Annotated in this window: 17 protein-coding genes and 1 tRNA gene; 5 read left to right on the top strand and 13 right to left on the bottom strand. The window is 71.6% G+C overall.

The window, feature by feature from the left end:
• Positions 1–55 precede the first annotated feature (55 nt).
• Complete coding sequence (locus ACQPYK_RS04465; RefSeq protein ID WP_433250608.1) at positions 56–3109, top strand: BTAD domain-containing putative transcriptional regulator; 3054 nt, start codon at positions 56–58, stop codon at positions 3107–3109.
• Here ACQPYK_RS04465 and ACQPYK_RS04460 read toward each other — a convergent pair.
• The 3 genes from ACQPYK_RS04460 to ACQPYK_RS04450 form a co-directional block, all read right to left on the bottom strand.
• Positions 3106–3552 carry an SRPBCC family protein gene (locus ACQPYK_RS04460; RefSeq protein WP_433250605.1) on the bottom strand — a complete coding sequence of 149 codons (447 nt, stop codon included), beginning with the start codon at positions 3550–3552 and terminating at the stop codon, positions 3106–3108. The two genes, ACQPYK_RS04465 and ACQPYK_RS04460, sit on opposite strands and share 4 nt — an antisense overlap.
• 320 nt (positions 3553–3872) lie before the next feature.
• Positions 3873–5243 carry an MFS transporter gene (locus ACQPYK_RS04455; RefSeq protein WP_433250602.1) on the bottom strand — a complete coding sequence of 457 codons (1371 nt, stop codon included), beginning with the start codon at positions 5241–5243 and terminating at the stop codon, positions 3873–3875.
• 14 nt (positions 5244–5257) lie between these two features.
• Positions 5258–5761 (bottom strand): cupin domain-containing protein, encoded by a 504-nt coding sequence (locus ACQPYK_RS04450; RefSeq protein ID WP_433250599.1) that lies wholly within the window; start codon positions 5759–5761, stop codon positions 5258–5260.
• A 112-nt stretch (positions 5762–5873) separates the two neighbouring features.
• On the opposite strand from ACQPYK_RS04450, the gene ACQPYK_RS04445 reads away from it, so the two are divergent.
• Positions 5874–6746, top strand: a complete 873-nt coding sequence (locus ACQPYK_RS04445) for a LysR family transcriptional regulator (protein ID WP_433250596.1) — start codon at positions 5874–5876, stop codon at positions 6744–6746.
• Between the two features lie 67 nt (positions 6747–6813).
• Here the strand turns inward: ACQPYK_RS04445 and ACQPYK_RS04440 are convergent, their stop codons facing one another.
• Both ACQPYK_RS04440 and ACQPYK_RS04435 read right to left on the bottom strand, forming a co-directional pair.
• The gene (locus ACQPYK_RS04440; protein ID WP_433250593.1) at positions 6814–7383 is read right to left on the bottom strand and encodes a TMEM165/GDT1 family protein; all 570 of its coding nucleotides are present in this window, start codon (positions 7381–7383) and stop codon (positions 6814–6816) included.
• A 279-nt stretch (positions 7384–7662) separates the two neighbouring features.
• Complete coding sequence (locus tag ACQPYK_RS04435; protein WP_433250590.1) at positions 7663–9042, bottom strand: MFS transporter; 1380 nt, start codon at positions 9040–9042, stop codon at positions 7663–7665.
• Between ACQPYK_RS04435 and ACQPYK_RS04430 the strand changes: the two genes are divergently transcribed.
• A complete protein-coding gene (locus ACQPYK_RS04430; protein WP_433250587.1) occupies positions 9035–9226 on the top strand; it encodes a hypothetical protein in 192 nt (63 codons plus the stop codon). The two genes, ACQPYK_RS04435 and ACQPYK_RS04430, sit on opposite strands and share 8 nt — an antisense overlap.
• A 230-nt stretch (positions 9227–9456) precedes the next feature.
• Positions 9457–10263, top strand: coding sequence for an SDR family NAD(P)-dependent oxidoreductase (locus ACQPYK_RS04425; protein WP_433250584.1), 807 nt, complete (start codon positions 9457–9459; stop codon positions 10261–10263).
• Positions 10264–10353: 90 nt separating this feature from the next.
• On the opposite strand, the gene ACQPYK_RS04420 is transcribed toward ACQPYK_RS04425, so the two are convergent.
• Together ACQPYK_RS04420 and ACQPYK_RS04415 are read right to left on the bottom strand one after the other, a co-directional pair.
• Positions 10354–10986, bottom strand: a complete 633-nt coding sequence (locus ACQPYK_RS04420; protein WP_433250581.1) for a response regulator transcription factor — start codon at positions 10984–10986, stop codon at positions 10354–10356.
• On the bottom strand, positions 10979–12226 hold the full coding sequence (locus tag ACQPYK_RS04415; protein ID WP_433250578.1) for a sensor histidine kinase: 1248 nt from the start codon (positions 12224–12226) through the stop codon (positions 10979–10981). Before ACQPYK_RS04415 ends, ACQPYK_RS04420 begins: the two co-directional genes overlap by 8 nt.
• Before the next feature lie 232 nt (positions 12227–12458).
• On the opposite strand from ACQPYK_RS04415, the gene ACQPYK_RS04410 reads away from it, so the two are divergent.
• A complete protein-coding gene (locus tag ACQPYK_RS04410) occupies positions 12459–13010 on the top strand; it encodes a hypothetical protein (protein ID WP_433250575.1) in 552 nt (183 codons plus the stop codon).
• Positions 13011–13253: 243 nt separating this feature from the next.
• Here the strand turns inward: ACQPYK_RS04410 and ACQPYK_RS04405 are convergent, their stop codons facing one another.
• From ACQPYK_RS04405 to ACQPYK_RS04380, 6 genes are all read right to left on the bottom strand, one after another.
• Positions 13254–14291, bottom strand: a complete 1038-nt coding sequence (locus tag ACQPYK_RS04405; protein ID WP_433250572.1) for a UDP-N-acetylmuramate dehydrogenase — start codon at positions 14289–14291, stop codon at positions 13254–13256.
• Positions 14292–14346: 55 nt separating this feature from the next.
• A complete protein-coding gene (locus ACQPYK_RS04400; protein WP_433250569.1) occupies positions 14347–15594 on the bottom strand; it encodes a CysS/YqeB C-terminal domain-containing protein in 1248 nt (415 codons plus the stop codon).
• A 114-nt stretch (positions 15595–15708) separates the two neighbouring features.
• Positions 15709–16137 carry a MaoC family dehydratase gene (locus ACQPYK_RS04395; RefSeq protein ID WP_433250566.1) on the bottom strand — a complete coding sequence of 143 codons (429 nt, stop codon included), beginning with the start codon at positions 16135–16137 and terminating at the stop codon, positions 15709–15711.
• A 1-nt stretch (position 16138) separates the two neighbouring features.
• Positions 16139–16585 (bottom strand): MaoC family dehydratase N-terminal domain-containing protein, encoded by a 447-nt coding sequence (locus ACQPYK_RS04390; RefSeq protein WP_433250563.1) that lies wholly within the window; start codon positions 16583–16585, stop codon positions 16139–16141.
• A 264-nt stretch (positions 16586–16849) separates the two neighbouring features.
• Positions 16850–17014 carry a 50S ribosomal protein L33 gene (gene rpmG / locus ACQPYK_RS04385; RefSeq protein ID WP_433250560.1) on the bottom strand — a complete coding sequence of 55 codons (165 nt, stop codon included), beginning with the start codon at positions 17012–17014 and terminating at the stop codon, positions 16850–16852.
• Positions 17015–17092: 78 nt separating this feature from the next.
• Positions 17093–17166, bottom strand: a tRNA-Met gene (locus ACQPYK_RS04380).
• Positions 17167–17323: the final 157 nt, after the last annotated feature.

Genomic DNA, 17323 nt, shown 5'->3' with positions numbered 1-17323 from the left:
TCACCATGTCGCGGGGCGGTTCAGGTCTTCTTTCGGTGGACTTAAGGTCGGTGATATGCGCTTTGGGGTGTTGGGACCGCTGACGGTATGGACCGATGCGGGGCAGAGCGTCCCGATCCCCGGTCTGAAGGTGCGCGCGTTGCTCGCCGACCTGCTGGCCCACGAGGGCAGGGTGGTCTCCACCGACCGGCTGGTGGACGACCTGTGGGGTGACGACCTGCCGGGCAACGCGACGGCCGCGCTCCAGGTGCGGGTCTCGCAGTTGCGCCGCGCGCTGGAGCAGGCCGAGCCCGGCGGCAAGAACCTGATCGTCTCCCGGGCGCCGGGCTACCAGCTGCAGGTGGATCCCGACGCGGTCGATGCCCTGCGTTTCACCAGGCTGCTGGGCGAATCCCGGCTGCGGGAGGCGCTGGAACTGTGGCGGGGCGCGGCTTTCGCGGATTTCGCGGACTTCGAGTTCGTCCGTCCGGTGGCGGCCCGGCTGGAAGAGGCTCGGCTGGGGGCGGTGGAAGAGCTCGCCGAGGCACGGCTGGCGGCGGGCGAGCCCGTCGAGGTGTCCGAGCTCGTCGGTGAGCACCCGTTGCGCGAGCGGCTGCGCGCCGTGCACATGAAGGCCCTGTATCGGGCCGGGCGGCAGAGTGAGGCGCTGGCCGGCTACGGCGAGCTGCGCGAGCGGCTCGCCGAGGAGCTCGGGCTGGACCCCTCCCCCGAGCTGGCCGCGCTGTATGAGCGGATCCTGCGCCAGGACCCCGCGCTCAGCGGGCCCGAGCGGCGCCCCTCGAGCAACCTGCCCGCGGCCGTCGGCGAGCTGATCGGGCGCGAGGAGGCGGTGGCCGACGTGCGCGCGCTGCTGGAGACGGGCCGGCTCGTCACGCTCACCGGTTCCGGCGGCGTGGGCAAGACCAGCCTCGCGTTGGAGACCGCGCGCAGGCTGGCCGGGACGTTCGCCGACGGCGCGTGGCTGGTGGAGCTGGCCGCCTACGACAGGCACACGCCGTCGCTGGCCGAGGCCGTGCTCGTGGCGATGGACATCAGGGACGGCGCCGACGCCCTCGGCTCGCTCGACCGGCTGTCGGCCGCGCTGTCGGCCAAGGACATGCTGCTGGTCCTGGACAACTGCGAGCACGTGGTGGACCAGGCGGCCAAGCTGGCCGAGTTGCTCTTGCGCGCCGCGCCGGGCCTGCGGATCCTGGCCACCAGCAGGGAGCCGCTGGCCGTGGCCGGCGAGGCGTTGTGGAGCGTGCCCGCGCTGGAGGTGCCCGCCGGGTCGGGGCTCAGCGAGGTGGCCGAGTCCGACGCGGTCCGGCTGTTCGTGGCGCGGGCCACCGCCTCCGCCCGGGGGTTCACGCTGGAGGCGGACAACGCCGAGGCCGTCGCGCAGCTGTGTCGCAGGCTGGACGGCCTGCCGCTGGCGTTGGAGCTGGCGGCGACCCGGGTGCGCGCCCTCGGCGTCCACGAGCTGGTGGCCAGGCTGGACGACCGTTTCCGGGTGCTGGCCGGGTGGCAGCGGGGCGCGCCCGAACGGCAGCAGACGCTCATGGCGATGATCGACTGGAGCTGGACCCTGCTCACCGACGAAGAGCGGATCGTGCTGCGGCGGCTGGCCGTGCACGCCGACGGCTGCACCATGGAGGCGGCGGAGGCGGTGTGCGCCGAGCCCGGGCTGGACGTGCTCGACCTGCTGGCCAGGCTGGTGGACAGGTCGCTGGTGACGGTCGTGGACGGGCCTTCGGGGGTGCGGTATCGCCTGCTGGAGTCGGTGGCCGCCTACTGCCTGCGGCGGCTGGACGATGTGGGGGAGACGTCCCGGGTACGGCAGGGGCATGTCCGGTATTTCGTGACGCTGGCCGTACAGGCCGAGCCGTACCTGCGGGGCGGCGAGCAGGCACGATGGATGCGGCGGCTGGACGCCGAGGCCGCGAACCTGCGCACCGCACTCGACGCCGCTCCCGCAGACGACGCGTTGCGGCTGGTGAACGCGCTGGCCTGGTACTGGTTCCTGCGCGGGAGGCTGAGCGAGGGCAGACGAGCGCTGGCCAAGGCGCTGGCCGGGCAGGCGCGTGGCGCGCGGTGGCAACGGGCGCGGGCGTGGGAGGCGGGGTTCGCGCTACTGCTGGGCGAGGAGGTGGACTGGACGGACGCGTTGCGCATCGAGGATCGGGGCGATCTGGCCAGGGCACAGTGGTTCATCGGGCTCGGACTGACCGACCAGCGGGCCGCGCAGGATTTGGTGGGCAGCGCGCTGGCCACATTCCACGAGATCGGCGACCACTGGGGCGTCGCGGCGGCACTGAGCAGGCAGGCCCGTGACGCCTTCACCCGACGTGACCATTTCACGATAGAACGCGACGGCGGCGAGAGCGCCCGGCTGTTCGCCGAGCTGGGCGACCGCTGGGGGCGGTTGCAGGCGGGTGAGTGGCTCGGCGGGCTGGCCGAGACACGGCGCGACTACGCCGGCGCCGCCAGGCTGTTCGCCGCGGACCTGAGCGCGGCCGAGGAGCTCGGGCTGTGGCCGGACGCCGTACGACGGATGTCCTGGCTCGGCTGGATCGCCATGAGCCAGGCCGACTACGACCGGGCCATGGACTTCTGCGGGCGGGCCCTGCGACTGGCCACCGGCCAGGGCTACCGCGAGGGGCAGATCTTCGCCGAGATGGGGTACGGCTTCGCAGCCCGACGCGCCGGGCTGCTGGAACTGGCGGAAAATCACCTCAACCACCTGCTCGAAGGCGTCCCCCGCGATGGTGAGCCGGTGGTGTTCCTGCCCGACGTGCTGGTGGAGCTGGGTTTCGTCAGCGAGCTGCGCGGCGATCTCGACACCGCCCGCGCGCTCTTCCTGGAATCGCTCGTCGCAGCCAGGAAGATCGGCGATCCCAGGACGGCGGTGCTCACCGTCGAGGGGCTGGCCGCCGTCTCGCCCGGTGAGAAGGCCGCCGAACTGCTGGGGCTGGCGGCCTCGGCCAGGGCGGCGCATCAGACGCCGCCCAGCGACTCCGAGCAGGCCGAGCTCGACCGGATCACCCGCCGGGTCAGGTCCCAGCTGGACGAGGACGCTTTCACCGCCGCCTACGCGCGCGGCGGTGAGCTGACCCTCGACGACGCGGGCTAGCTGCCCGCCAGGTGCTCCGCCATCCGGTCGAAGAACTCGCTCCAGCCCGCCCCGGCCTGCTCGGCGTGCTCCTGGTCGGTGTTGACGCCGTACTGGTGGAAGCGCATGACCGTCGTGCCGTCCCCCTCCTCCAGCGTGAGCGTGACGACCGAGGCGGGGCCGTCTCCGGGGTTGTCGGGGTCGCCCATGGTGAACACCAGCCGCCCGGGCGCGGCGACCTCGCGGTAGACGCCGTCGAGCGTCATCTCGAAGCCCTCCTCGCCGACCATCGTGGCCCGCCAGATCCCACCGGGCCTGGCGTCGAGAACGATCCGGTCGGCGGGGGTGGCGAAGATGCGCGGGCCGAACCAGTGCGAGAAGCGCTCGGGCTCGGTCCAGGCCTCGTAGACCAGCTCGCGGGGAGCGTCGAAGGTGCGGGTGATCTCGTACTCGGCGGTCGTCATCGTTCTGCCCTCACAGGGTTCGTGGTCGGTTTCGACGAGATCCACGATGCCGGGGGGCTCTTACGGTCGACTTCCCACCTCCTTAAGGTCGCGTCTCCTCAAGGTCGCGGTCGGGCATGCGCGGCGCCGCACGACCAAAGATCGCGATCGGGCATGTACGGTGCCACACGGCCACGCCTGTCCACGCCTGCCCATGCCTGTCCACGCCTCAGACGTTCGCGGCACCCTCGAACAGGCCGGTCAGCGCCTCAGACCTTCACGGGGCCCTCGACCACTCCGGTCAGCGCCTCAGACCTTCACGGGGTCCTCGAACAGGCCGGTCAGCGCTCCGGTCCGCTCTTCGGGGCGCGCACCGGTGTCAGCGCGAGCACCGCGGCGGCCAGCGGGAAGCACGCCACCACGACGAGCACCCGGGACAGGCCCATCGACGGGGCCAGCGCACCGGCCACGGCGGAGCCGACGCCGCCACCGACGAAGAAGGCGAGGTTGAGCAGGCCCATGCCCGCGCCGCGCAGCGGCAGCGGCAGCCGGGCCGACATCTCCCCCGTGAGCACCACCTGGGTGAGGGCGAAGGAGGCCAGCGCCAGCGAGGTACCGGCGACCAGGAGCCACGCTCCGCCGCCCACGGTCCCCGCCACGGCGACGATGACACCCGTCACCGTCGCGGCGCCGGCCAGCAGCCACCGGCCGGTGCGGGCGCCGAACCCGCCCGCCATGCGGGACAGCACGGCGCCCACCACGGCGCCCGGCAGCAGCGCGGCGCCGACCGTGAGCACGCTCCAGCCGTGGGTCCTGGCCAGGATCTGGGGCACCGCGTACATCGCGGCGAACAGTCCACCGTAGACGCCGACGCCGATGGCCGCCGCGATCCAGAACCCCGCGTCGCCCACCACCGGGCGCGGCACGAAGCCGTCCCCTCTGCGCAGGACCTGCCAGACCAGGCCCGCCGAGGACAGCGCCAGCACGGCCGCGATCACCGCCGCGACCGTACCCGGCAGGCCCAGCGCCGGCGCCTGGATCAGCAGCAGCAACGAGGCCGCCGCGGTGGCGAGCAGGGCCGCGCCGACCACGTCCACCGGCCTGCGCGATCCCGGCCTGGTGACCAGGCCCAGGCAGAACGGCACAGCCGGCAATGACAGCGCCGGCAGCACCAGGGTGACCCGCCACGACAGCCAGGTCGTCGCCACACCGCCGATCAACGTGGCGCCGGCCGCGAACAGCGCCATGACACCGCCGTAGGTGGCCAGCACCCTGGCACGCCTGGCCGGATCAACGGTGGCGAGCAGGGCCAGGCAGCCGGAGGTCATCGCCCCCGACCCGGCCGCGAGGACCAGGCGACCGGCGATCAGCACGCCCAGGTTCGGGGCGGCCAAGCAGCACAGGGCGCCGGCCGCCAGTACCAGCGAGCCGACGGTCAGAGAGACGCGCACACCCCAGGAGTCGGCCAGCCGCCCGAAGACCGCGGTGCCGATACCGAGCGCGAGAGCGTGCGCGGTGAGGACCCAGGCCACCGCGACGGGCCCGGCGTGCAGTGCGGCCGCGACTTTGGGCAGCGCGACGCCCGCCGCGGTGACGCCGAACACCGCGGGGCCGAACAGGGCGCCGAGCCGTACCGCGGTCGAGAACGGCCCGATCGGGGCTGGATCGACGGCCACGGCGGGCGGCTGTCCGAGGGCGGAGGGGGAAGACATGGACGGTGCTTCTTTCATCGGGTGACGGAGGTCCGTGCGGCCTGCCAGGCCGCGCTGCTCACGAAGTGGACGTCGTAGCGTTCCTGAACGGCCGACAGGCTGTCCCTGCTCTCCTGGCCGCGGGCGACGCGCCCGAGATGCCGGAAGTAGCCGAACCGCTCGACGCCGGGTGTCATGACCACCAGCACCTCGGCGGTCGAACCCGCGGCGGCGCCGAACGCGTGTGGCACCCTCGGCGGCACCACTATGAAGTCCCCCTCGGCCACCGTGGTCAGCCGGTCGCCGAGGAGGAACTCCATGGCCCCGCCGAGCACGTAGAACGCCTCCGAGGACAGCGTGTGGTAGTGCGGACCGGCTCCGTCGGCGCCGCTGCTCATCGTGAGCCGGTTGGCGCCGAGCGCGCCCCAGGTGTCGCTGGCGTCGGCCAGCAGCCGGAACGCGCTGCCCGCCGACAGTTCCACCGCCTCGGCGGTCTGCGCGCCGACGACCAGGGCACGGCTCATATTCGAATCGCTCATGGGCATGCCCACTCCTTTCAAATGCTCGCCTCCATTCGAGCGTGGGAACATCCCGCGAACCAGAAGCAGTTGTCACCTGCAGAAATCTCGAATCGAGATGAATGGGGGGAGCGTGGAGCTCCGGCAGATGGAATACTTCCTCGCCGTCGCGGAGGAGGGCGGATTCGGCCGGGCCGCCGAACGCCTGAACATCGTGCAGTCCGCGGTGAGCCAGCAGATCCGCAGGCTGGAGCGCGAGCTCGGGCTGACGCTCTTCGACCGCTCGACCCGGCACGTCCATCTGTCGGCCGAGGGCGAGCGCCTGCTGCCCGAGGCCAGAGCCGTGATCGCCGCGGCGCACCGCACCCGGCAGGTCGCGGCCGAGATCATGGCGGGCACGGACGGCATCCTGCGCCTGGGCACGATCCACGGCCCGGGAGATCGGCTCTACCGCACCCTGGCCGAGTTGGCCGCCATCGCGCCCCGCCTGCAGGTGCGGCTCAAGGACGCCCCGCTGGCCGACCGGCTGGCGGCCGTACGCTCGGGCGAACTGGACGCCGCGCTCGCTCGGGCCCTGACCTCGGCTCCGGATCTGCGGCTGATCCCCGTCTGGACCGACCCGCTGTACGTGGCCCTGCCCGCGGCCCACCCGCTGGCGGCCGAGCCCCTGCTGCACCTGGAACAGCTCGCGCGCCTGCCCCTCCGGCTGGCTCCGAGGGAGAAGAACCCGCCCTTCCACGATCTGATCACCGATTCCTGCCGCGAAGCCGGGATCGAGCCGCCGCAGGGACCGCCGTTCACCAGCCTGCAGGAGACCCTCGCCGAGATCGGGTCGGGCGTTCCCTCCTGGACGGTCTTCTACGAGGTCTCGGGACTGCCGCCCGCGCTGCGCGTGACGTACCGGCCGCTCGCCGAACCGGCCCTCGTCACCTCGCTCGCCGTCCGCGACCGGCCGCTCACCGCGGCCTTGCGGCACCTGCTCGCCTCGTTCGGAGCCGGCCCGTGAGACGGCGGGGGCCAGGCCTCGTGAGCGAACCCGATGGGCCGGGGCCGGTCCGGCGCGGGTCGCCAGATCAGGTCAGCAGGGGCTCGACCAGCAGGACGACGCCGAAGATCGCGAACGCGGCGGCGGCGCCGTACCGGATGATCTTCTCGGGCAGGTGCTTGCCGAGCATCCGGCCGACCGCGATGGCCAGCGCGTCAGCGGCGACCATGCCGACCGTGGAGCCGAGCCAGGTGCCGAACCAGCCGTGCTGGGTGGCCAGCGTGATGGTGGCGAGCATGGTCTTGTCGCCGAGTTCGGCGAGGAAGAAGGCGACGGTCACGGCGATGATCGCCGAACGGGTGGTGCGCTGCGCCTTCTGCGACTCCTCGTCGGTCAGCTCGTCCCCGCGCAGCGTCCACACGGCGAAGCCGAGGAACGCCAGGCCCGCGACGATCGTGATCGCCGTGGTGGGGATCAGGTCACCGGCCAGCCGGCCCAGGCCGACGCTGACCAGGTGGACGACCGCGGTGGCCAGGGTGATGCCGGCCAGGACCGGCCACGGCTTGAACCGGGTCGCGAACGTCATCGCCATGAGCTGGCTCTTGTCGCCGAGCTCGGCGACGAAGATCACGGCGAGACTGATCCAGAACGCTTCCAACGAGATTGCCCTTCCGCACGCGCGACCGGGCCGGAAGGTGACGCCCGGGGAGCCGGGCACGCTTCGGCCCGGCAGCATCGGTGTATGCCTGCCAGGCCGAAGGTCTCGTCCGCCTGGATCGGATGGATTCCAGGCCCGCGCGACCGGGCGCCCGGAGGCGCCAGTATGTCGATCACGCGATTGGGACTACTCCCCCTCGGGTGTTTCCACTCGACTTTAACAGCCGCGAGCACTCGCTGATTCCCCGAGCGGGGCCTTCGACGACTTCCGGGCGTCTCATCACCGGCGGTGACGCCTGGAGCCCACCCGGGAGTGCAGCCTGACCAGAACCGGGATGGCGAGAGCGAAGACGATCAGCAGGGCGAGGCCGCTCCGCAGGGCGCCCGTCCAGTCCGCCAGGCCCGGCCGGCCCGCCCCGGTCGCGGCCCCGCCGTCGAGAGCCGCGAAGAAGATGGCGCCGACGGCCGTGACGCCGAACACGCCCGCCATCTCCTGAACGGTGCCGAGCACCCCGGCCGCCAGGCCGGCGTGGCGGCCACGGACCCCGGCCAGCACCGACGCGATCAGCGGCGACATCACCCACCCCATCCCCATCCCGGCCACAGCCAGGCCGGCCGCCAGGCGCTCGACCGGACCGGCGGCGGCGTGGTGCATCAGGGCCAGTCCGGCGGCCAGAGCCAGGCCGCCGGCGAACGGCAGCCGCCAGCCCAACCGGCCGGCCAGCCGCCCGGTGACCGCCGAGCCGGCCAGGAACCCCGCGTTGAGCGCGGTGACCAGCCCACCGGCGGCGGCCGCCGCCAGCCCCCGGCCGTCCTGCAAGTAGAGCGTCAGCACGAACGACAACCCGGCCGAGCCGGCGAACAGCGCCAGCACCGCGACCAGCCCCAGCGCGAATCCCGGTTCCCGGAAGATCGTCAGGTCAAGCAGCGGGGCCCGGCCGGCCGCGGTCCGCCGGTGCTGCCTGCCGACGAACCCGGCCAGCAACGGTACGGCGGCCGCCAGAGCGGGCCACGTCCAGGCCGGCCAGCCCTGCTCACGGCCCACGCTCAGCGGTACGGCCAGCGCGAGCAGCCCGGCGGCCAGCAGCAGCGCCCCGACCCCGTCCAGCCCTCGCCGGCCCGGACGCTTCTCCCCGGGGCCGCCCACTTCGGGCAGCAGGAGCGGGACCGACGCCAGCGCGACCAGCCCGAGCGGCAGGTTGACCAGGAAGCAGGTGCGCCAGCCCAGCCCGGCCGGGTCGGCGGCGACCAGCAGACCACCGATCAGCTGGCCGCTCACCCCGGCCAGGCCGACCGTGGTGCCGTACCAGCCGAACGCGCGGGCCCGGCCGGCGCCGGGATACAGCGCCGCCAGCAAGGCCAGCACCTGCGGCGCCAGCAGCGCCGCGGCCAGACCCTGGCCGATCCGGGCGGCGACCAGCACGCTCGCGGTGGGCGCCGTTCCGCAGACCGCCGAGGCCAGGGTGAACAGCGCCAGGCCGGCGGTGAAGACGCGCCGGGGCCCGTACAGGTCGCCCAGCCGTCCGGCCAGGATCAGCCCGGCCGCGTAGGCCAGCCCGTACCCGGCGATCACGAGCTGCATCGCAGCCGTGCCGGCCTGCAGATCCCGCCGGGTGGCGGGGATCGCCACGGTGACGATGAAGAAGTCGAGCGTGGTCATGAAGACCGCGACCAGAACCACCGGCAGAGCCCACCGGCCACTCCGATCCCTGCCCGGCGCCTCGCGCGAGCCGGCGGGTCGCGGCGATGAGGCGTACGGCTCCGGCGCTCCACGCGACTCGGGAGGGCACGGCGGGGAGGCGGGCGGCGTGATGGTCGGCATGTGGGGGATCTCCAGCGTGTGATCGCCGGCCCGTACCGGCGACGCCCCACCTTGGCCATCGACGGCTCATGGCGCTGGCGCATTTCGGCCGCCGATGTACCGGGGCGGGCACGACGAATTACAGGTCCGAATTCAGCTGAATCTGCTGGTCCGAATTCCGCCAGGTCCGGGTCGCACGCTGGGCATACGTTTGAGCCGTGAAGATCCCCGCCGATCAAGCGGGGCTCGACGGCAACTACGAGAAGGACATCCATGGATCTGCAGCTTTCCGGCCGCGTCGCGGTCGTCACCGGTGCTTCCAAGGGCATCGGGCTCGCCGTCACGCGCACTCTGCTCGACGAGGGAGTCCGCGTCGTGGCCGCCTCGCGTAAAAGCACTCCGGAGCTCGATGAGCTCGGCGGCGCCGGCCTGATCCACGTCTCGGCCGACCTGATGGACCCCGAGGCGCCCGCTCAGATCGTGGCGCGGGCCGTGGAGGAGTTCGGCGGACTCGACATCCTGGTGAACAACGCCGGCGGCCCGCCGCCCGGTGTGGCCCTGCCGCGCTTTTCGTTCCTGGCCCCCACCGACGACGACTGGCGGGTGATGTTCGAGTTCAACCTGTTCTCGATCGTGCGTGCCATCCGTGCCGCCATCCCGCCGATGCTCCAGCGGGGCGGCGGTTCGATCGTCAACGTCTCCTCGGGGAGCGCCCGGCTGCCCGCCCCCATGAACGTCGACTACAACGCCGCCAAGGCAGGTCTGAACAACCTGACCAAGGCGCTGTCGGAGGAGTTCGCCCCGCAGGGGATCCGGGTGAACACGGTCTCTCCGGGGCCCGTGCGGACGGCCTGGTGGACCGAGGAGGGCGGCGCGGCCGACATCATCGCCGCCCAGGCGGGCACCGACCGGGACAGCGTGATGGACAGCGTCGCACCGGAGATGATGAAACTGTCGACCGGGCGCCTCGTCGAGCCGCAGGAGATCGCCGACGTGATCGCCCTGCTCGCCTCGCCGCGTTCGGCGAGCACGACCGGCGCGGACTTCGCCGTCGACGCCGGGTTCCTCAAGGAGATCTGACCCGTTGGGGCCCGCCGGGCCGCCCGCCGTACAGGTGACCGCCGGCGAGCCGGCGCGACCGCGGCGGGCCGCCGGAGGAGCCGCGGGTCGTCAGGGCAGCAGCCCGCGTTCCAACGCTGTGATCACGGCCGCGGTGCGGTCGGAGACGTTCAGTTTCTTGAACGCCCGTAGCAGGTGCGTCTTGACCGTGGCCTCGCCGACGAACAGTTCCCTGCTGATCTCGGCGTTGGTCATGCCCTGGCTGACCAGACGCAGCACCTCGCGCTCCCGGCCGGACAGCGGCTGCCGTTCCATCCCCCGCGCCCGGAACAGCTTGGTGGCCAGTGAGGGTGTGAGGACGGTGTCGCCACGTGCGGCGGTCCGGACGGCGTTGATCAGCTCCACTCGGGAGCTTCCCTTGAGGAGGTATCCGGCCGCGCCGGCCTCCACGGCGCGCAGGATGTCGGAGTCGCTCTCGTAGGTGGTGACGATGACCACTTTGCTCTGAGGTGAACGCCGCAGGACGTGCCCCGTGGCGCTCACCCCGTCCATCTCGCCCATCCGCAGGTCCAACAGCACGATGTCCGGTTTGAGGGCGATGGCCAACGCCACCGCCTCCTCGCCGGAACCGGCCTGCCCGACGACGGTGATGCCGTCCGCGGACTCCAGCATCGCGCGCAGCCCTTCTCTCACCACCGGGTGATCGTCGGCCAGCAGCACCTCGATCGCCTTCTCCTCACCCATCGGTTGCCTCCCCGGACGCCGACTCCGCGGGCACCGTCACCGTGACGGTGGTGCCCTCTCCAGGATGGCTGCTGACCGTCGCCGCGCCACCGATCTCCGCCGCGCGGGACCGCATACCGCGCAGCCCGAACCCCTGCCGGTCCGGGTGTACGGCGAACCCCTCGCCGTCGTCCCTGACGACGAGGCGGACGGCACCGTCGTCATACGCCAGGACCACATCCACCCTCCGCGCCTTTACGGCGTGCTTGCGCACATTGGCGATCGCCTCCTGCGCGGACCGCAGCAGCACGACGCCGGCCACCATCGGCAGGGGTCTCTCGACGCCCTCGACCGAGCATCGGACGTCCAGTCCGACCTGGGCGGCCAGGCCGTCCGCCTGCCGCCGCACGGCCTGCGCCAACGAGCTCTCCCGCAGCGCGGGCGGTGCCAGCGCGGCGACGAAGTCACGGACCTCGGCCAAGCTATCCTGGGCCACCCGCCCGGCCAGCCCGAGATGGGAGCGCGCGAGGCCCGGAGCCTCGTCCAGCTGGGACTCGGCGGCCTGCACCAGGCTGATGATGCTGGTCAGGCCCTGCGCCAGAGTGTCATGGATCTCCCGGGACAGCCGCTCGCGCTCGGCGGAGATCCCGGCTTCGCGAGACAGCTGGGCGACGCGCTCCCGGTTTCGCCGCAGCTCGCCGATCAACTCGGCGCGTTCCCGGCTCTGCCGTACCGTCCTGCCGATCCACAGCCCGATAAGGACCGACAGCGCGATGCCGAGCAGCGACGTCGGCAGAACGACACCTCCGGCGACCGCGAACGCGCTTCCGCCCTGGAGCCACATCACCGTGACCGGCAGGAGGTTGGCCGGCAGGACGAGCGCGATGGCCCACGAGGTGGGCAGGCTCATCATGAGCATGGGGACCACGGCGAACAGCGCGAAGGAGCCCATCAGGTCGAACACGGCGGCGAGGGCGAACAGCAGGAACAGGCCGGCCGAGAAAACGATGTTCTTGCGGCCGGCGGGGCGGTCGGCCACGAGCCCCCGGCCCAAGCCGGCATACCAGGGGACGACCAGGGTCAGCGCGCCGATCGCGATCGCCCGATGCGCCTGCTGGCCACCGGAGGTGAACAGCAGCGCCGTGGTGACGAAGTAACAGATCGCGAAATAGCCGTCCCACAGGCCGAGCCAGCGGATTCTCGCCTCGGGGACATCGTTCGCGGTCGGCTCGGCCGCATCCGCCCAAATGTGGACATGCACCGCACAAGTCCTATCACTCCCCGCGCGATCGCGCCGATCCGAGACGACGATGGGACGCCCGCCACGGGTCACCGATCATGATCGGCCCATTCGCCTGTCCACCGGTCGGTGGACAGAGCGGCCCCACCGTCCGGTCGTCGCGCCGGAACGGGTGACGTCCGTAGCGTTCCCGGCGGTGAAGTGAACTCCGGTGAACAAGAGATCCGGTGAGAAGAGAAAGGGCAGATGTCGAATGAGCCCGTTTTTGACCGCGCTCATCGCCAGCGGAACGATTCTGGTCATCATCCTGGCGACCGACCTCGGTCGGCGCCGCGTCACCACCATGCGGATGCTGCGATCCCTGATCGCGGTCGCCGTCATCGTCGCGATCTTCGTTCACTCCCTGCCCATGGACGGAAACGCCCCCTCCTTCCAGCTCGCCGGCATCGGGACAGGCGTGATCTGCGGCCTGATCGCGGGGGCCCTGCTCCCCGCCCACCGGGACGCCTCCGGCGAGATCTACACCGTCGGCGGCCTCGGGTACGCACTCGTCTGGATCGTCCTCTCCAGCGCGCGAGTCGTCTTCGCCTACGGTTCCGAGCACTGGTTCGGCGAGGAGATCGTACGTTTCAGCATCGATTACAAGCTCAGCGGGCCGGACGTCTACTCCAACGCCTTCGTCTTCATGGCGCTGGCCATGGTGCTGGCCCGGACCGCGGTCCTGATGAGGAAGAGCGCTCGCCTGCGTGCCGCGACAGCCGTACCCGGGGTCGAGTCCGAGCAGCGATCCGGCAGCACGCGGTGACCCGGGCCGGGCCGGTGACCCGGCCGGATGTCCCGGCCGAGCGGGTGTCCGGGCCGGATGTCCCGGCCGGGCGGATGTCCGGGCCGGGCGGATGTCCGGGCCGGGCGGATGTCCGGGCCGGGCGGATGTCCGGGCGGGGCGGATGTCCGGGCCGGGCGGATGTCCGGGCGGGTGTCCCGGCCGGACGGGTGTCCCGGCCGGACGGGTGTCCCGACGCCCGGGGGACGACGAGCCTCGCCCGGCTCAGAGGTGGGCGCCGACCATCACGGGCTCGTTGACGAGGATGACGCCGAACTTCTCGCGCACGCCGTCCCGGACCTCACGGGCCAGGTCGAGAAGGTCGGCGGTCGTTGCCGACAATTCCGGATTTGTCATGGCAAGGGTGTGCTTGGTGGAGATGCGTGCCGGGCCGCGCCGGTAGCCCTTGGGGAACCCGGCGTTCTCGATCAACCAGGCCGCCGGGACCTTGACCGAGCCGTCCGGCATGTCCCAGCGCGGGAACCCGGGGGCGCGCAACTCCAGCTCCGCCGCCTCCCGGGCGGTGAGGAGCGGGTTGGTGAAGAACGACCCCGCGCTACGGGAGTCGGGGTCGCGAGGATCGAGCACCATCCCCTTGCCCCGGCGCAGCTCCAGCACCGCCGCGCGGGCCTCGGCCAGCGGCACCCGCTCGCCGAGAGCGACGCCCAGCCGGCCGGCCAGCTCCTTGTAGGCGATCGGGCCGGACATCCCGTCCTCGGCCAGCTCGTAGGTGACCGCCAGCACGACGTGGCGCCCCAGCTCCTCCTTGAACACGCTGTGCCGGTAGGCGAACCCGCACTCCCGCGCGGGCAGATCGCGGACCTGCCCACCCTTGCGGTCGTACACCCGCACACCGGTGATCGTCTGCGACACGTCCTGCCCGTAGGCCCCGACGTTCTGGATCGGCGTGGAGCCGACCAGCCCCGGAATCCCGGACAGGCACTCGATCCCCGAGCGCCCGTCCGCCACCGTCCGGGCCACCAGCGCGTCCCAGTCCTCCCCCGCCTGCACGGTGATCCGGTCTCCGTCGACCTTGATCCCGCGCGACGCGACGCGCACGACCAGCCCGTCGAAGCCCTCGTCCGAGACCACCAGGTTGCTGCCGCCACCGAGGACGAGCACCGGCTCGCCCGCCCGGTCCGCCGCCGCCACCAGCTCGACGATCTCCTCCGCCGACCCCGCCGCCACGAACGCCCTGGCCGGACCGCCCAGCCCCAACGTCGTGTACGGCGCCAGCCGTACCCCTGCAACCCGCTCAGTCATGCGCTTCCCCACCAGCCGCCGAAATCCGCGACCAGCCTACGTGTCATGGAGCGGCCTACGTGTCGCGCAGCAGCCTCAGCACGCGCTCATAGGTTCTACGCGACTCCCTTTCGCGGTAGCCGGGATCGACGTCGTGGTAACCACGGTGCCGCTCCTGATGGACCGGCAGGTCCCCGCCGAGGGCGACGAGGGTGCCCGGAAGGGTGAGGGAGAACTCCAGGTCGGCGTTGCGGTAGTAGCGGGCGCCCTCGGGAAAGGCGCCCGCCGCGAGCGCCGCGTCGCGCCTGACCGCGAACAGGTGTCCGAGCAGCCCACGGACCTCGCCGGGCTCCGCATCGTGCCACTCGTGACCGTCCGCCCCCGGGTTCACGCCCCGCCAGCCCGCCGCCGCCACGTCGTCGGTCAGCGCCCTGACCAGCGGGGTGATCGCGTCGCCGTCCAGGATCGTGGAGGTCTCCATGACGACGTGCACATCGGAGGTGTCGAGCTTGAGCAGTTTGGTACGGCTCTCGCCCCACCCCGCCGAGCCTCCCCTCCAGTGCGGGGTCTCGGCCACGTGCCAGGCCTCCACCCGCCGGGGGAACTCCTCGGCCAACTCCTCCAGGACGGCGCCGGCGCCGTCGACGTTTCCCAGGTCCAGACCGATGATCTTCGCCTCGGTCCGGGCGACCAGGGCGCGGACGCACTTACGCAGGTCGTCGGGCCAGCCGTCGACCACGAGTCCGACCGTCACGGTCAGCGGCGCGGCCGGCTCCTCGTGTTCGACCGGGCTGAGCGCCTCGTCGAGCCGTGACACCGACAGGCTCCCGTCCCACAGCAGCTGGGAGGAGACCATCCGCTCGGGGTCGCCCTCGTTCTCGTCCGAGCGGCCGACGAGCTCGGAGCCCTCGGGCTTCTGTTTCGGCGCCGCCTCGGTCTCGGCGACCCGCTCGGCGTCCAGGTGGCCGAGCCGCTCGGGCCGGGCCGGCGGATCGGCGACCTCGGCGACCCTGCCGGTGTCCATGGCGGTGGCGTCACGGCCGGCGGGCTCGGAGCCCGCCCCGGCCTCCGAGCCGGGCTCTGTGTCGGATTCCGGGGAGCCGCCCCGGCCGCCCGCGCCCGGCACGGGGACGGAGCTCACCGTGGGCCACACCTCGAAGGGGGGCTTGGGGATGAGCTCGAACCCGTCGCCGGCGTCGCGGACGAGCCAGCCTTCGGCTTCGATCTCGTCACGGAGCGCATCGGCTCCGGCGTAGTCACGGTTTGTCCGCGCCTTGGCCCGCTGCTCGGCGAGCCCCGTCACGTGAGGTGGTACTTCGCTCATCTCCGGACGCTACCCACGGACCGGGGGAAGAATCAGCCCCCCCGGCGCACGAGCCCGTCGGACGAGCCGAACCACCGCCCGGAGCTGCCGGGAACCAGGCCACCGGGGGCCCCGCTAGGTGAGCTGGACCACCGCGCGCGCCTTGGAGAGCACCCGGGAGTCGCCGGACTTGGCGGTCAGCGCGATCACCACGCGCTTGTCCTCGAGTTTCTCCTCGACGACGCCGCTCACCGTGATGACAGCCCCCTGGTCGTCGTCGGGGACGACCACCATGGAGGAGAACCGCACGCCGTAGTCCACGACCGCGCCGGGGTCACCGGCCCAATCGGTGACGAACCGGCTTCCCTGGGCCATGGTGAACATGCCGTGCGCGATGACGTCGGGCAGGCCGACGGTCTTGGCGAAGCGCTCGTTCCAATGGATGGGGTTGAAGTCGCCCGAGGCGCCGGCGTACATCACCAGGTTGGCGCGGCGAACCGGGTAGTCGACGGGCGGGATCTGCTGGCCCGTCTCGACCTCGTCGTATCTGACAGTCGCCGCCATCTCAGGCCGCCCCTCCACGCTCGACGATGGTGTTGTAGGTCGTGCAGACGGGCTCGCCGTCGACGGTGCTGACGTCGCTCTTGACGGTGATCAGCTCGTTGCGGCCGACGCTGCGGATGTCGGTCACCGTGGAGACGCTGACCAGCTCGTCACCGGCGTGGATCGGACGCCGGTATTCGAAGCGCTGCTCGCCGTGGACCACCATGGCGAAGTTCAGGCCGAGTTCGGGGTCGGCCAGGATCGACCCACCGGCCAGGCTGAACACGATGGGGAAGGTGGGCGGCGCGATCACGTCCGGGTGACCGGCGGCCTGGGCGGCCTCCCGGTCCCGGTAGATCGGGTTGTTGTCGCCGATCGCCGTCGCGAATTCTCTGATCTTCACGCGGCTGACCTCGTAGGGCGCGGAAGGCGCGGACGCCCGCCCGACGAAATCACGGTTCAGAGCCATCGTGCTCCTTTGCGGATACCGAGCTGGTGAGGCCGACAGTAACAGAACAAGATTCCAGGGCGTACTTCCCCAGGGCCGGCCACCAGAAAACCGTAGCCCGGGCCACGTCCGGCATCGGCTGTCGAGCATGGTCAACACCCGGGCGGGAAAGCTGTGCAGACACGACAAACCGGCGCCCTCCATGAGGACGCCGGTCTGCGTTCAGTATGTGAGTGCTACTGAAGTAGCCATCTCCCGCGGAGATCCGGGAGGCTTCGCAGAGACTTAGCGAGTCTCGCGGTGCGCCCTGTGCACCTTGCAGTTGGGGCAGTACTTCTTCAGCTCAAGCCGATCCGGGTCATTGCGCCGGTTCTTCCGCGTGATGTAGTTGCGGTGCTTGCACTCCTGGCAGGCCAGCGTGATCTTCGGCCTAACGTCGGTGGCAGCCACTTGGGAGTGCCTTTCTACGTTCGGGACAGTGGACAACCCAGCCCAGTCCCCTCTTGAGGAGGGGACCCGGAAGGGTAGTAGCGGAGGCCGGACTTGAACCGGCGACACAACGATTATGAGCCGTTTGCTCTGCCTGGCTGAGCTACTCCGCCTTGGCCGACGAAATCGATCGACCCTCGCAAGGATACCCGACGCGTAGAGTGCCTGCGTACTTGTGCAGGTCAGGGGCATCGCTTCTGAGTTTCCCCAGTATGCCCGTTCACGCGTCGGGAACCTTGAGAGTTTTCGGGTGACCGTTACAGCCTACCC

Origin of the sequence: Streptosporangium sp. CA-135522 (assembly GCF_050949235.1) — a bacterium.
Taxonomy (GTDB): Bacteria; Actinomycetota; Actinomycetes; order Streptosporangiales; family Streptosporangiaceae; genus Streptosporangium.
This window is presented reverse-complemented; position numbering and strand designations above follow the sequence as displayed.

Coding starts and splice junctions, on each gene's coding strand:
- ACQPYK_RS04425 (WP_433250584.1), top strand. CDS start 9,457: ATGGATCTGCAGCTTTCCGGCCGCGTCGCGGTCGTCACCGGTGCTTCC.
- ACQPYK_RS04400 (WP_433250569.1), bottom strand. CDS start 15,594: ATGAGCGAAGTACCACCTCACGTGACGGGGCTCGCCGAGCAGCGGGCC.
- ACQPYK_RS04395 (WP_433250566.1), bottom strand. CDS start 16,137: ATGGCGGCGACTGTCAGATACGACGAGGTCGAGACGGGCCAGCAGATC.
- ACQPYK_RS04390 (WP_433250563.1), bottom strand. CDS start 16,585: ATGGCTCTGAACCGTGATTTCGTCGGGCGGGCGTCCGCGCCTTCCGCG.
- ACQPYK_RS04435 (WP_433250590.1), bottom strand. CDS start 9,042: ATGACCACGCTCGACTTCTTCATCGTCACCGTGGCGATCCCCGCCACC.
- ACQPYK_RS04405 (WP_433250572.1), bottom strand. CDS start 14,291: ATGACTGAGCGGGTTGCAGGGGTACGGCTGGCGCCGTACACGACGTTG.
- ACQPYK_RS04460 (WP_433250605.1), bottom strand. CDS start 3,552: ATGACGACCGCCGAGTACGAGATCACCCGCACCTTCGACGCTCCCCGC.
- ACQPYK_RS04465 (WP_433250608.1), top strand. CDS start 56: ATGCGCTTTGGGGTGTTGGGACCGCTGACGGTATGGACCGATGCGGGG.
- ACQPYK_RS04450 (WP_433250599.1), bottom strand. CDS start 5,761: ATGAGCGATTCGAATATGAGCCGTGCCCTGGTCGTCGGCGCGCAGACC.
- ACQPYK_RS04420 (WP_433250581.1), bottom strand. CDS start 10,986: ATGGGTGAGGAGAAGGCGATCGAGGTGCTGCTGGCCGACGATCACCCG.
- ACQPYK_RS04455 (WP_433250602.1), bottom strand. CDS start 5,243: ATGTCTTCCCCCTCCGCCCTCGGACAGCCGCCCGCCGTGGCCGTCGAT.
- ACQPYK_RS04410 (WP_433250575.1), top strand. CDS start 12,459: ATGAGCCCGTTTTTGACCGCGCTCATCGCCAGCGGAACGATTCTGGTC.